The sequence below is a fragment of the Ruegeria sp. CDSC045 genome, assembly GCF_059610725.1.
Genome location: NZ_JBXWOE010000007.1, coordinates 1 through 13,018 on the forward strand (window position 1 = coordinate 1; position 13,018 = coordinate 13,018).

Annotated in this window: 11 protein-coding genes and 1 pseudogene; 7 read left to right on the plus strand and 5 right to left on the minus strand. The window is 54.1% G+C overall.

What is annotated here, in order from left to right; genetic code table 11:
• Positions 1-96: pseudogene (locus AC2FH6_RS13050) on the plus strand (IS6 family transposase); the annotation flags it as partial.
• Positions 97-297: 201 nt separating this feature from the next.
• Positions 298-1,185, plus strand: coding sequence for a LysR family transcriptional regulator (locus AC2FH6_RS13055; RefSeq protein WP_496703003.1), 888 nt, complete (start codon positions 298-300; stop codon positions 1,183-1,185).
• Here AC2FH6_RS13055 and AC2FH6_RS13060 read toward each other — a convergent pair.
• The 4 genes from AC2FH6_RS13060 to AC2FH6_RS13075 all read right to left on the minus strand — a co-directional run bounded on the left by AC2FH6_RS13060 (position 1,096) and on the right by AC2FH6_RS13075 (position 4,602).
• On the minus strand, positions 1,096-1,404 hold the full coding sequence (locus AC2FH6_RS13060) for a DDE-type integrase/transposase/recombinase (RefSeq protein ID WP_496703230.1): 309 nt from the start codon (positions 1,402-1,404) through the stop codon (positions 1,096-1,098). The two genes, AC2FH6_RS13055 and AC2FH6_RS13060, sit on opposite strands and share 90 nt — an antisense overlap.
• A gap of 285 nt (positions 1,405-1,689) precedes the next feature.
• A complete protein-coding gene (locus AC2FH6_RS13065) occupies positions 1,690-2,340 on the minus strand; it encodes a hypothetical protein (RefSeq protein WP_496703005.1) in 651 nt (216 codons plus the stop codon).
• A gap of 21 nt (positions 2,341-2,361) precedes the next feature.
• A complete protein-coding gene (locus AC2FH6_RS13070) occupies positions 2,362-3,762 on the minus strand; it encodes a selenium-binding protein SBP56-related protein (protein ID WP_142636082.1) in 1,401 nt (466 codons plus the stop codon).
• An 81-nt stretch (positions 3,763-3,843) separates the two neighbouring features.
• Positions 3,844-4,602 (minus strand): IclR family transcriptional regulator, encoded by a 759-nt coding sequence (locus AC2FH6_RS13075; protein ID WP_282021716.1) that lies wholly within the window; start codon positions 4,600-4,602, stop codon positions 3,844-3,846.
• A gap of 87 nt (positions 4,603-4,689) precedes the next feature.
• Between AC2FH6_RS13075 and AC2FH6_RS13080 the strand changes: the two genes are divergently transcribed.
• Both AC2FH6_RS13080 and AC2FH6_RS13085 read left to right on the plus strand, forming a co-directional pair.
• Positions 4,690-4,845, plus strand: a complete 156-nt coding sequence (locus AC2FH6_RS13080) for a hypothetical protein (RefSeq protein ID WP_496703007.1) — start codon at positions 4,690-4,692, stop codon at positions 4,843-4,845.
• Between the two features lie 485 nt (positions 4,846-5,330).
• On the plus strand, positions 5,331-7,157 hold the full coding sequence (locus AC2FH6_RS13085) for a BCCT family transporter (protein ID WP_496703009.1): 1,827 nt from the start codon (positions 5,331-5,333) through the stop codon (positions 7,155-7,157).
• A gap of 371 nt (positions 7,158-7,528) precedes the next feature.
• Here the strand turns inward: AC2FH6_RS13085 and AC2FH6_RS13090 are convergent, their stop codons facing one another.
• Positions 7,529-8,290 carry a helix-turn-helix transcriptional regulator gene (locus AC2FH6_RS13090; protein WP_281972993.1) on the minus strand — a complete coding sequence of 254 codons (762 nt, stop codon included), beginning with the start codon at positions 8,288-8,290 and terminating at the stop codon, positions 7,529-7,531.
• A 128-nt stretch (positions 8,291-8,418) separates the two neighbouring features.
• Between AC2FH6_RS13090 and AC2FH6_RS13095 the strand changes: the two genes are divergently transcribed.
• The 3 genes from AC2FH6_RS13095 to AC2FH6_RS13105 all read left to right on the plus strand — a co-directional run bounded on the left by AC2FH6_RS13095 (position 8,419) and on the right by AC2FH6_RS13105 (position 13,007).
• Positions 8,419-10,395 carry a CocE/NonD family hydrolase gene (locus AC2FH6_RS13095; RefSeq protein WP_496703011.1) on the plus strand — a complete coding sequence of 659 codons (1,977 nt, stop codon included), beginning with the start codon at positions 8,419-8,421 and terminating at the stop codon, positions 10,393-10,395.
• A 21-nt stretch (positions 10,396-10,416) separates the two neighbouring features.
• A complete protein-coding gene (locus AC2FH6_RS13100) occupies positions 10,417-11,982 on the plus strand; it encodes an ABC transporter substrate-binding protein (RefSeq protein ID WP_496703013.1) in 1,566 nt (521 codons plus the stop codon).
• 86 nt (positions 11,983-12,068) lie between these two features.
• A complete protein-coding gene (locus AC2FH6_RS13105) occupies positions 12,069-13,007 on the plus strand; it encodes an ABC transporter permease (RefSeq protein ID WP_271948705.1) in 939 nt (312 codons plus the stop codon).
• The last annotated feature ends 11 nt before the right edge of the window (positions 13,008-13,018 follow it).

Below are 13,018 nucleotides of genomic sequence, written 5' to 3' on the forward strand. Positions count from 1 at the left end.
GTCCTGGCAGGCATAGAACTGGTCAACATGATCCGCAAAGGTCAATTCACACCCAAACTCCGTCCGTTTCAGCAGTTCGCCCAACTGGCGGGGTAAACTGCTAATCAATTCCACTGATGTTCCGCCATCCAAAAAGTTTGCGACAGAACCCCAATTACCTGCTGATTTATGTTTTTTTCAGTCATGCCCGTATCTCCTGGTCGAGTGAAAGAACAAAACAAGATCAAATTTGGGAACTTGCTGATAGAAGAAAATTGATAGATAAAACGATCTATCGTAAATTTTTCGTGGTGGTAAATGCCGTCCAACCAGATAAGTCTAACCTGGCTGCGTAGCTTTGAAGCCGCGGCCCGACATCTGAATTTTACCAGTGCAAGCGTCGAATTGGGGCTGACGCAGGCTGCCGTCAGCCTGCACATCCGATCATTGGAACAGCAGTTGCAGCACAAGTTATTTGTGAGGCGCGCAAGACACCTCTCTCTCACAGAGCTTGGTCAGGCTTATTGCTCAACTGTCCGGCAGGCGCTTGCTGATATCGATATGGCCTCGGCAAACCTTTTCGGGTCGATGGCGACGAAGACAGTTACGATCAAGGCGCCGATATCGACCGCTTCACTTTGGCTTGCGCCCCGTCTTCCGTCATTCAAGAAAGACCACCCGACGATAGATCTTCGCCTTGTGACAAATATCTGGACAGAGACCACCAATTTAGAAGAGATCGACGTAGAGCTGCGCTTGGGTCGTGGCAACTGGACCGACGCACTCTCCGAGAAACTCTCTGATGAAGCGATCGTCCCGATATGCACCAAAGGTCGGAAGAACAGTGCAAAGCAAGTGCAGGATCTGCTGTCTGGTCCATTTGTTCACATATTAGGCCATGAAGGCCATTGGGAAAGATACTTGAGCGCATATGATTGCACCAAGCCGCAAGACGCTCCGCAATACCTGGTAGACACAACCATTTCTGCGCTGCAACTTGTCGCGAGTGGCGGTGGCTATGCCATAGTGTTCTCGCGACTGGTTAATACCGAAAATGGGCTCGCCTCGGGCGTTCGATTTGCCGGCAAACCGTTGCCACACCCGGATGCACATTTCCTAATGCAACCTGTTTCCAAAAAAGCTGTACGACCAGAGGTCGAGATCTTTGTGGACTGGTTGCGTAAGCAGTTTAAAGAAGATGTTTGATCTTGGGATGAAAACAGATTTTGCAGCGAGAGGGACGGTTTTGTCGACCACGATCTGCAACGGAATGTCCTTGTTGACCAATACCTCCGCGAAGAATTGCTTGGCCGCCGCGGTATCGCGACTTTCAGACGGCATAAAATCAAGGGTTTCGCCGTCGCGATCAACCGCCCGATACCTATACATCCAATGGCCGCGCACTTTGAGATAGGTTTCGTCCATGCGCCATGAAACTGCACCAGGGCGCTTACGTTTATGCGTCTCAATCTTGACCTGGGGCGAGAATTTCACCACCCAATCTGCAGATTGACTCACGCATCATGCCGGTCGGGGTTATTCCAGGCAATCAAGTTGAAAAGTTTGCGGCAGAGCCTGCAGGAGAAATTCCACCTGACTAAACCGGCAACGCGGTGCTTCAGGTGCCACTAGATGCTTTGAAAGATTAACTGCCGGGATTGCTGGTTTCTGCCAGCTCGTGAACAGGTGGCATTTGGTCGGTAACCGATTTCAATGGCCAAAAAGTGCTGCATAGAGTCCGAATGCTCCGACGGCGATGAGGCTGAGTGCCCAAACGACATCAAGATTGAACCATGTCTTTGAGAGGAACCTGAGCCCGAGCCAAAGGTAGATCACAACTGCGATGGTGCCGCCAGCAATTGTCATCGACAACGTGTGTACTGCTGCAACAAGAAACGCAGTCGTCACGTTGCTGCTCATAAGTGTTTGTGCTGCGGCATGACCGGTTTCGTTCGCTCCAATCGCACAGATGCCCAGAAAAATCGGCACCAGCATCAAACCAGCCCCATGCGCCATCGCAGCGAGGAATGACCAGAGCGCCAACCGGGCAGGGTGCACGCGCGCCAGAATTTTCGGATGTCTTCGGTTGATCAGCAGATAGAGGCCCATAGCGATAACCAAAAGCCCGGCGACCACGCGGATTTGAACTTCCCACTGAACAAGGAACATCATCAGTGAGAGCGGCAACAAGATGCCAATCATCGCGAGGAAATGCCCCGTGGCCAACATTGCCAGCGCTTTTGGCAGGGCGCTGTGCTTTCGCTCCATCAACGCCGCCGAAACGGCCAGCGGCCAACCCATGCCGGGGTTGATACCGTGGTAGAGTCCAGAAAAAATGACAGCCCACCAAAGGGCTGTCATTGTTGTTATGTCGCCCATTTCTTAGACGGACGGATAGCAGAAGCTGTCGGTCGAACAGTCACCGCCTTCCAGGCGAATTTGGTGACTGCGCAGACCTTTGGGGAAGTCGACATAAAAGTCATTGTTCAGCGTCAGCCCCCCGTTTTCGCCCACATCGGCCATCACCATTTGTCCGCCTTCGTCGTCGGGATAGAACTGGTTGTCCCAGGTGGAATAAAGCGAGTTGGTCCAGTAGACGCGCTTGCCGTCGCGGCTGATTTCTACCATTTGCGGGCCATAGGCAAAATCCTTGCCGTTGGAGTGCTTGGTGCCGCGGGCGATGCCGCCCAGCTCGACTTTTCCGGTCAGCTTCGGGTTCATCGGGTCGCTGACATCGTATTGATGCATCTCGCCCAGCCCCCAGCACGCAACATAGAGGTATTTGTCGTCTAGGCTCAGGTCGATATCGGTGACCAGCGGCGGCACGGCCTCGAACCCTTGCAACAGTGGCGGCAGGTTCTCGGGCTTTTCGGGGCGCGGATCGATGGTGATCGTTTTCTTGGACTGCCATTTGCCGTCGTCACCGCGCCACCATGTGAAAATTGCGCCTTGCAGGTTGGTGGTGTCCACCACGACACCACAGAAACCATAAGATTTTGTCGGGTCATGCGCAGGGCGAATTTCCAGTGCCATCTGGTAATTGTCGCCGAAATCCATCGTCTGGATATTCTTGCGCGCGCGCAAGTCCCAGAAGTGGATCGAATGGCCATACTTGTTCGACAACAGGTCCTCGGGCACCACACCGTTTTCAAACTGCGGCGGCAAACCCCATTCGGAACTAACCATGTAGTCCTGCGGCAGATTCCACCAGAAATCATAGTGCTTGTCCTGCTTGCCGCGATCCATCTCGTATTGCCCGATTATTTCGAACGTCTCGCAATCCATGATGAAGATGCCCGGAGGTCCGTCTGTACCGTCTTCGCCGCCACCTCCAAGGCAGGAAACATAGATCCCTTCGGGACCGCAATGGATGGTGTGCGGGCGCGAATAACCGGTTTTTGCAAATAGTTCTTCGGGTTCGATCGTCTTGTGGATCTTGGCCTTCAACGGGTCTTTCACGTCGATGACGTAAATACGTGAGGATCGGATTCCAGGTACGATCAGATAACGTCGTTCCAGAAAGGCGTGCCCGGTCAGAGGAGACAGAGATGACGAACAGGCGTTCCAGCCGAAATGGTGAAATTCGTCGCCTTTGTTGGGAACAATGACCTGATGTACGATCTGGCCATAGGTGTCGGAGTCCGGTTTGAGGTCAATGACCGCGATGCCATCAGATTGCGATCCGTCCGGGCTGAGCATTACAGTGAAGGCGTAGTTTTCCACCGGTGCCTGCATTGCAAGCTTAGGCGAGGCGTGAAACGTTGGATCTGGTCTCAGGTTCATTTGGTTTCCTCCGGTTTGTTGAATTTTTCCTATTCTCAGTGTCATCCTTTTGGCCAAAAGGGCCCTTAGTTATTCGTTTCCTTATGTATCCGTTACGTTGCACAGCTGGATTGCGCCACTGACCTTCTTGGACAAGCCTTTCAGTTTCTCGCCGATCTCGATGCGGTATTCGGTGCGGAACCGGCGAATGGGGCCAACCGCACCAATACTGAACGTAGCTCCGATGTTGCCGATCGATACCGGTGCCGCAACGCTGGCAATTCCGATGTCGATTTCCTGATCACAATCGGCAAAGCCGCGTTCGCTAATTATCTCGAATTCGCGGCGTAGCTCATCTTCGGACGTCTTGGTGTGTTCAGTATACGCCTTCAGGCTCCCTGACATGATGCTTTCGCGAAATTCCGGTTCCGCAAAAGCGGCAATGGCTTTCGAGCACGAGCAGGCATGCATGGGACGTACGCCCAAGCCCGGATGAATGAAGGCACGAGCGGGATCATCGGGTGTTTCTACGTGGATGATTTCAACTTTGTTGTCGCGAAAGCGCGCAAGAAAAACCGTTTCATTAAAATTTGTCGCTGCGAGGCGCATGAGGGGGGCTGCACAGCGTCGGACATCGGCATCGGACTTTCCAAGCAAGGCAATCCTGATCATCCGCTCGCCAATGATGTATTTTCCGTCATCAGAGGGTTCGTCGAGGAGATTTTGTTCAACAAGTGACTGAATGAGCCGGTAACATGTGGGCTTGGGCAGATCGGTTGCACGTTGAACCTCTGCCACCGAAACAGGGCGTCCGACGACTGCGATGATTTCAAGTATCTGGATCAGACGTTCTAGGTGCATGTTAATGAAATTCTCACAATACGAGACTGCATATCGAATGATGGGAATCTTTCGCCCAAACGCAAGTATAATCTTTGGGAAATCTATATGCGGACAGTGGCGGCGGCTGCGATTGAGACCGAAAAATTCCTTGAGATCATTGAGGTTGAGCTAGAAGGATCACAGACTGGCGAAGCCCTGATAGAGATCTATGCGACGGGGACTGTAGCTGTTACCAACCCGGCCGAGGCCGAAATTGACTGAACCGGTTTCGCGTCGGATAGGGCGGGATAGGCCCAACGCTATTCAAAGGTTACGACCTGTTGGCGCGGGTCAGATCATTAGTGTCGACCCTATGCATGCACCTAAGTAGATCCGTGCGGTTGTTGAATTCTGGCAAGGAAAGTTACCGACTTCATCTTTACTGAAGTTAATTAAAGCTAATTGAGTTTGACTGATATCGCCCTCTAGCTGCATTCTGCTCTGAATCGGAATTGCCGAATTTGGAGCCAGACGTGACCACTTCTGAACCTGATCGCGTCGTTTCAGTCGGCGAGCAATGCTCGCCTGCCAGATGTGAGCCGTCGGTAATCCTTGAATGTGCCGCTACCGGAGACGTAGCGCTAACCGCCACGCTGCATGAGAAGATTGGCACGTGTGTTCGAACCAAAGGCCCGTCGGGTTCATGGTACAAAGCCAACTAACCTGTGCGGAAAAATAATGAAAAAGTGACAACTGGGAGGAACCTTATGTCATTACCTGAACCATTTACGGATCTAGAGATAGAAACGGCGGATGCCGGTTTCTATGAGAATTACAGCGTACCGATTGCGCTGATCAGCAAGGGCATCATGGTTGCCCTTGTACTGTGGGCGCTTGTCTTCCCAGCCAATGCCAACAGCACCCTCGGTAGCTGGAATGGCAAGCTGCTGGAAATCTTCAACAGCTTCTACATTGTTATTGTCGGCCTGTTTGTAATCTTCCTGGTCATTGTGGCTATCCTTCCGTCGACCGGAAAGCGGGTTATGGGTACGCCGGGCGAAAAACCTGAGTTTTCGAATTTCTCCTGGTTCTCGATGATGTTCGGTGCCGGTCTGGGTGTTGGTTTGATGGTTTTTGCAACGGCTGAACCGCTGGGCCTGTGGGGATCAAACCCCGAGGTCGTGTCCGGTGCAGTGGTCGGCAATGATCCCGACTCCATTCAGTCGGCGTATCGCTACACGTTCCTGCACTATGGTTTTCATGCTTGGGCGATCTATGTGGTGACCGGCCTGTCACTGGCCTATTACGCCTATACCCGTAATATGCCTCTGACCATTCGTGCGGCTCTTACACCGCTGTTCGGACGTCTGATGAACGGTTTTCTCGGACACGTTGTTGACGTTCTGGGTGTTGTGGCAACGATCCTGGGCGTTTCTGTGACGATCGGGTTTGGTGTCAGCCAGTTCATTGACGGCCTTTATGCCATCACCGGCATGGAGTGGATCATGGATCTGGGCGGAGATGTTCCCACGCCAAGCAAGGTTGGACTGATTGCAGGTCTGGTCGTCATCATGGGCCTGTCGATCATTTCGGCGGTTTCGGGTGTGGGTCGTGGTGTTAAATACCTCTCGAACCTGAACCTTGTCCTGTCGATCATCCTGTTGGGCACGTTCGTGATCTTCGGGTCCTTCGTCTTTGCCATGACCACATATGGTACGGCCCTGGTTGACTACCTTCTGCACTTCCTTTCGCTGAGCTTTGGTGCATATGGTCCATTGTCGACCGAAGCCTTTGCGGCGGCACTGCCGGCCGAAGCGCAGGCGCATGCGGACGCCCTGATGGGTGGCGCGACCAATGCCTGGGGAAGCTTTGACGGCTTCAAGAGTGGTCTAGAAGGTGCAGCTGCGGAGTTGGACGAAGCAACTTTGGCCGCAGCTTATGCAGCGGGTGAGCAGGGCCGCCAGTTCGGCTGGCAGTCTGGCTGGACCACGTTCTACTGGGCCTGGTGGATTGCATTCTCGCCGTTTGTGGGCCTGTTCCTGGCGCGTATCTCCAAAGGTCGCTCCGTGCGTGAGTTCATTCTGGGCTGCGTGCTTGCACCGGCGCTGGTGTGCTTCGCCTGGATGACTGTACTGGGTGGCACCGCGATTGATCTGGAACTGGCCGGTGCCGCAGAAGGCGCGATCATTGGTGCCTCGAACACCAACAAGCTGTTCGTGACCCTGTCCTACATGATCGACGGAGGGCTGCTGTCCATGCTGAACGTCATGTGCGTGATCCTGATCATGACCTTCCTGGTGACCTCAGCTGACTCGGGCATTCTGGTGATGAACACCATCATGTCCGGCGGCAGCCAGGAGACCGGCATCAAGCACCGCATCATCTGGGGGGTGATCCTGACGGCTGTGATCGGCGCGCTGATCCTTGCTGCAGGGGAAAACAACCCGATGGATGCGTTGCGCAACGCGATGATCATCGGTGCATTGCCATTTACCATGGTGATGGCCCTGATGATGGTCTCGCTGACCAAAGCGCTTTACCGCGATGGACAGCGTGACAAGCATGCTGACGCAAGCACACAGGCTGCCGAGTAATCAACCTATAGCGTTACGAACCTTGCGCCGCCCCTTTGATCGGGGGCGGCGTTTTCGTGCAGCGGTGGATTAAGTTCTGACCAGTGTTTCGTGCCAGACGTCAGACAGGCAGCATGTTTGCAGAAGCAGCACAAATGCTACTGTGCGCACATGGTATTGCCAGATCGGTGGTGATGCCTGGGTCATAGTCCGCCTCTTCGCAGCAATCAGTGACGAACATTACCCGTTGCACGAGCTAGACTTGCGGCATTGTCAGTGCTGTCTCGAAGAACTGGTACGAATTGATCTCATACAGTTTGGACGAAAAATTGCTATCGGAATTGGAGTCAGCACCTAAAGAACGGTGCTGCCGCTTATGTCAATCCGGCGATTCAAACCTCGGTCAGGTGCTTTCTGACAGTTGGATCAATCCTATTACTTTGAATTGGGTAAATGCCACAAGCTGCGATCGCCTCGCGCGCAGTTACGCGTTCGTGCAGACGTTTCCAGATTGTTTTGGCTGCGTATGGATGGGGGTATGGGCGCCAAGCAACGCCCATGGTCATCCCTCGCAAATACTTCAGTTGCTGGCGATGCGCCGAGTACAAGATTGTATTTGAAACGCTGCCTTCGCGCGCGAGCTCGTGTTCGGTCACGAATATCCTGTTCCCGCGCATAGTTACAAAGCCAGCGTAGCGCGAAATCTGATGCATGCTCTTGTCTGGAGACGTGGCAATTTCACGGGACCGGATCGTGATTAGCCCTTCAACTTCCTGAATGCGGATCAATGAACAGAAGATTTTTCCTTCCCAAGATGGCGTGCAGAAATAGGAATGATAAAAACCTATATAGCGCCTCAGGTTCTTCTGTTGCCCCCGGAAGGGTTCCAAAAATGCATCTGTGGGCGTTTTCCCAACTTGTGGCAGGACGCCTCTTAGCATTCGTTCGAAGCTTGCAGTTTCCTCGAAAAGCTGTGCTTCGGTCAGGTCGAAATGACGTGCAATGCGGCGCATGTTGTGGGCAGAGGGCAGGCTGGAGCCATTCAAATAGCGATTGAATTGCTGTCTATTGACGCCGATTTCGCGGCAAATCTGCGAAATGTTTCCATGCTCTGCGCACAACGATCGTAAGTTGGCAGAAAAATACTCGGACACAAGAAAAACCTTTCGCGTTTTGACGCTATATCACTGCAAACTGCGTCAACTCGCATAAGATTGCACAATTTGATTTATCTGCAAATCGGTTTCTTCTTCAGCATCAGATCGTAACAGACAAGCTTCAGATGCCAATCGAAACAATCGAAAACACATGGATCACACTTGCCGATGGGCGACGGCTTGCGGCGCGCCTCTGGTTGCCCGAGACAGGCCCCACACCGGCCATTCTGGAATATCTGCCATATCGCAAACGTGACGGCACCGCGCCCAGAGACGAAACAACACACACGGTTTTTGCAAAGGCGGGCTATGCCTGTATTCGGGTCGACATAGCTGGCACCGGGGACAGCGAAGGGCAATTCGACGACGAATACTCGGAACAGGAACTGCATGATGGTGAGGAAGTCATAGCCTGGATTGCCGCGCAGGATTGGTGTGACGGCAATGTCGGGATGATTGGGATATCTTGGGGCGGGTTTAATGGTCTGCAGCTGGCCTTCAGGCAACCACCTGCACTGAAAGCCATCGTCAGTGTCGCTTCGACTGTGGATCGATATGCCGATGACATCCATTTCATGGGTGGGTGCCTGCTGAGTGACAACATGAATTGGGGCAGTCAGATGTTTGCCTATCTGACGCGCCCAGCTGATCCAGAGCTTCGCGCAGATTGGCGACAGGACTGGCTTGCCCGATTGCAAAGCGTCCCATTCTCTTCTGCAGATTGGCTGCGACATCAGACGCGCGACCCATATTGGAAGCACGGCTCAGTTTGCGAGGATTGGACCGCGATCCAAACCCCTGTCTTGGCGATTACAGGCTGGGCAGATGCTTACGTCAATGCGCCTCCGGCTTTGGCAGCCAACCTGACAGCGCCAACCAAAGCTATCATTGGGCCGTGGGAACACCGCTATCCGCACATCTCAAAGCTCGATCCCGCAGATTTTCATTCCGAAGTCGTCGGGTGGTTTGACCGCTGGCTGAAGGGACAACAAAACGGCGCCGAGGATTTGCCTGCCTATCGGACTTACATGCAGGAACACTTCAATCCGACTGCGCAAAACGGTCCTCGGAAAGGTCGTTGGATTGCAGAGACGGCATGGCCGTCACCTCATGTCTCAGAACGGGTCTGGCATCTGGTTCCTGGTGGGTTTTCGCGGGACCCGGTGGTTGGTACGGTCGTTGTCACGTCGCCCAACCATGTTGGTGGGGAAGGCGGATATTTCTGTGCGGGCATGCGTATCGACAATGAACTTGCAGGGGATCAGGCCGGTGATGATGCCTTATCGGTCTGTTTTGACAGCTCGCCGCTGCAAGCACCGCTCGAGCTGCTGGGTCGGGCAAAGCTAAAGTTCCAGTTTTCAGTGGATCAGCCTGTTGCCCAGCTTGTCGCGCGGCTGTGTGATGTTTCACCCGAAGGTGTGTCACAGCGGATCAGCTATCGTCCGTTGAACCTGTGTCACTACCACAGTCATGAGACGCCGCAGGTCCTGCAGCCAGGTGAGATCTACGAGGCTGAAATCACGCTGAACGAATGTGCGCACCATTTGCGCGAGGGCCACGTTTTGCGACTGGCGTTGTCGACGTCTTATTGGCCGATTGTCTGGCCAGCACCTCAATCGGCCACGGTAACTTTACACTTGCTGGATTGTACTCTTCATCTGCCGGTGCGCGAAGTTGCGCATGAAATTCAAGCCTCTGAACCCGGCCCGGCGCAGGCGTATCCGGTTCTGGCAGCTGAGCAGTTGCGTTTACCTTCAGCGCAATCAGAACGCACGGTGACGGAAAGCGGTTGCGTGGTTCTGGAGACGTTTGATGACTATGGTAAAATGCGCGATCCCTACCACGATCTGATTGTTGGTAGCGACGTACGCATGCTTTACCGCATTCACCCCGATGATCCGAAAACCGCGTATTTCGAGATCGCTTGGAGTTTTTCGTTCGAGCGCGAAGAATGGCAGGTCGCCATCACGACCGAGTGCCGCATGAGCTGTGACACCGAGAATTTCTATCTCTACCGCAAACTACGCGCCACCGAAGGCGCAAATGAAATCGAAGTCCTAACAAGGGAATGGTCCGAAACCGTTCCACGCGGACTTCTCTGACTTAATCTAAGGGAGGATACTATGAAGATCGAATGGACAAAGGCCAATGTTGGTCGCCGGAGGTTTCTGAAAGGTGCAACTGCGCTAGGGGCCGCTACAGCGCTTCCGATGGGGTGGGCGAACCGCGCGGTTGCAGCAGATGACGGTGTTCTGCGGGTGCGGGCTTATGGTGATGCACAGAACATGGATCCAGCACATTCCGTTGGTGTCGTTGAAGAAGAAGTGCATGCCTCCATCTACAACAAGCTGATCCAATACAAGCCGGGCGAGGAATGGGGTTGGCAAATGGATGCGGCAACTATGATCGAGCAGGTTGACCCGACCCATATCAAGTTCGCATTGCGTGACGATATTGGATTCACCAACGGATTTGGCGCGATGACTGCTGAAGACGTCAAATTCAGCATGGAACGGATCGTGGACGACACGACCGACAGTCCGAATAAGCCCGACCTAGGGCCATTCAGCCATGTTGAAGTGACAGGAGACCGTGAAGGGACAATCGTTCTGAACAGCCCGTTTGCCCCGATCTGGTCGATTGCCCTGCCGTATATTACTGGAAACATCGTCTCGAAGGCAGCGGTCGAAGCCGCCGGTGGCCGGATCGGTGCTGATCCGGTTGCGGAATCCGGCCCGTATCTGCGAGACAGTTGGTCGCCCAAAGAAAAGACCGTTCTAAAGCGCAACCCTGACTGGAAAGGGGATGCCCCCGCTTGGGATACCGTCGAGATCTATCCGATCGATGATGAAAACACGGCCGAGATTGCGTTCGAGGCAGGCGAGTTGGACGTAACTCGCGTGTCGCTGGGCTCGGTTGAGCGGTATCGCGCCGGGGTTCCCAATGGTGGGTCGCTGGTTGAGAAACCCTCGCTTTACTATGTCTGGATGGGAATGAACGTCGAGCATCCAAAGCTGCAAAATCAAAAACTGCGGCAGGCAATTCAGCACGCAGTGGATGTTCCGAGCATCCTGGAGGCCGCCTATTTTGGTGCTGCGGAACCGGCGACCGGTATCATTGCACCGGGCCTTGCAGGCCATCGGCCGTCATCGCTTGTACCCCCTGCAGCGAACTTTGAAAAAGCCGCTCAGTTGCTCGCGGAATCCGGTGAAACCAATGTCACGCTAACCCTCGATACGTTGAACAAGACGACCTTTACAACAACTGCACAGATTATTCAGGCGACGCTGGCGCAGATCGGAATCACGGTTGAGGTTAACGTTCTGGAATCTGGGGCATTCTGGGCGTCCGGTGACAATGAGAACCTACAGCTTGTTCTGAACCGTTTCTCGATGACGCCTGATCCGTATTATGCGACGTCGTGGTTCACACCAGAACAGATCGGGAAATGGAACTGGGAACGGTTTAACAGCCCGGAATTTAACGAAATCCATGAATCTGCGGCTGCTGAAACGGACATCGCAAAGCGAGCTGAAATGTATCAGCGTGCGCAGGATCTGATGGAAGAAAGCGGTGCTTATCGCTTTATCACTCACGAGGCGACACCGGTTATTCACAGCGCACGCGTCATTCCAGCGCTGCGGCCAGATGGCCTGTCCCTGCTTCGCTATTTTGGCAAGGCGACCTGATCTCCCCAGGTCGACCGGGTGCGGCGGGTGCGTAACGCTCGCCGTACCAACACCAACGCCATCAAGCCAAAAGGAGCCAGTTGGCCATGCTGAAATTCGCAACCCGTCGCTTCGGGCTGTCGCTGCTTATCCTGTTCGTGGCGGTCACCGTCATGTTCCTGATGATCCGCGCCGTGCCAGGCGACCCGGTCCAAATCATGCTCGGCCCACGCGCCACGCCCGAGCTTCAGGCCCAACTCACAGTAGCGTTGGGGCTGGACCAGCCAATCTGGAAACAGCTTTTGATTTTTTACGGAAACCTCTTGCAGGGTGACTTGGGAACCGATGTCTTTTCGGGTCGTTCCGTGACTGACATCGTGTTCCAGCAACTACCATTCACATTGGAACTGATTTTCGCGTCGATCCTGTGGTCAGCTACGCTGGGCATCGCACTCGGCGCCTATGCGGCTGCGCATCCCAATACGTTGATCGACCGGGTTGCCGCCGCGATATCTGTCAGTTTTGTGGCCGCTCCGGCCTTTGTTGTCGCGCTCTTGGCTCTTTTGGTTTTTGCAGTGCATCTACAGTGGTTTCCCGCGATCGGTGCCGGGGAAGGCTTCCTTGACCGTCTTGACCATCTGGTCCTGCCCGCCTTTGCCATCGGGCTCAGTTGGGTTGGCTATATTGCCCGGTTGGTACGCGCGTCGATGCTGGAGGTTATGGGTGAAAGCCATGTCCGCACGGCCCGAGCCTTTGGTATCGCCGAACGTCGCGTGGTCATGGTGTACGCGCTGCGGATCGCCATTTTGCCCGTGGTTACCGTAATCGGTGTTGGGATGGGTTTTCTTCTCAGCTCGGCGGTTTTCGCTGAAATCGTCTTTGCCCGACCTGGTTTGGGCAAACTGGTCATCGACAGCATTACGACCCGAAACTACCCGATTGTGATGGGCTCTGTCCTAGTATCAACAGCTTTGTTCGTGGTGTCGACCGCATTGGCCGATCTGATCAATGCGCTGCTTGATCCACGCGCGCGCACGGCTCATTGAGGAGGCAGGCA

Excerpts from the sequence above, each read along its gene's own strand:
- AC2FH6_RS13055 (WP_496703003.1), top strand. The coding sequence starts at position 298 with ATGCCGTCCAACCAGATAAGTCTAACCTGGCTGCGTAGCTTTGAAGCC.
- AC2FH6_RS13060 (WP_496703230.1), bottom strand. The coding sequence starts at position 1,404 with ATGGACGAAACCTATCTCAAAGTGCGCGGCCATTGGATGTATAGGTAT.
- AC2FH6_RS13065 (WP_496703005.1), bottom strand. The coding sequence starts at position 2,340 with ATGACAGCCCTTTGGTGGGCTGTCATTTTTTCTGGACTCTACCACGGT.
- AC2FH6_RS13070 (WP_142636082.1), bottom strand. The coding sequence starts at position 3,762 with ATGAACCTGAGACCAGATCCAACGTTTCACGCCTCGCCTAAGCTTGCA.
- AC2FH6_RS13075 (WP_282021716.1), bottom strand. The coding sequence starts at position 4,602 with ATGCACCTAGAACGTCTGATCCAGATACTTGAAATCATCGCAGTCGTC.
- AC2FH6_RS13080 (WP_496703007.1), top strand. The coding sequence starts at position 4,690 with ATGCGGACAGTGGCGGCGGCTGCGATTGAGACCGAAAAATTCCTTGAG.
- AC2FH6_RS13085 (WP_496703009.1), top strand. The coding sequence starts at position 5,331 with ATGTCATTACCTGAACCATTTACGGATCTAGAGATAGAAACGGCGGAT.
- AC2FH6_RS13095 (WP_496703011.1), top strand. The coding sequence starts at position 8,419 with ATGCCAATCGAAACAATCGAAAACACATGGATCACACTTGCCGATGGG.
- AC2FH6_RS13100 (WP_496703013.1), top strand. The coding sequence starts at position 10,417 with ATGAAGATCGAATGGACAAAGGCCAATGTTGGTCGCCGGAGGTTTCTG.
- AC2FH6_RS13105 (WP_271948705.1), top strand. The coding sequence starts at position 12,069 with ATGCTGAAATTCGCAACCCGTCGCTTCGGGCTGTCGCTGCTTATCCTG.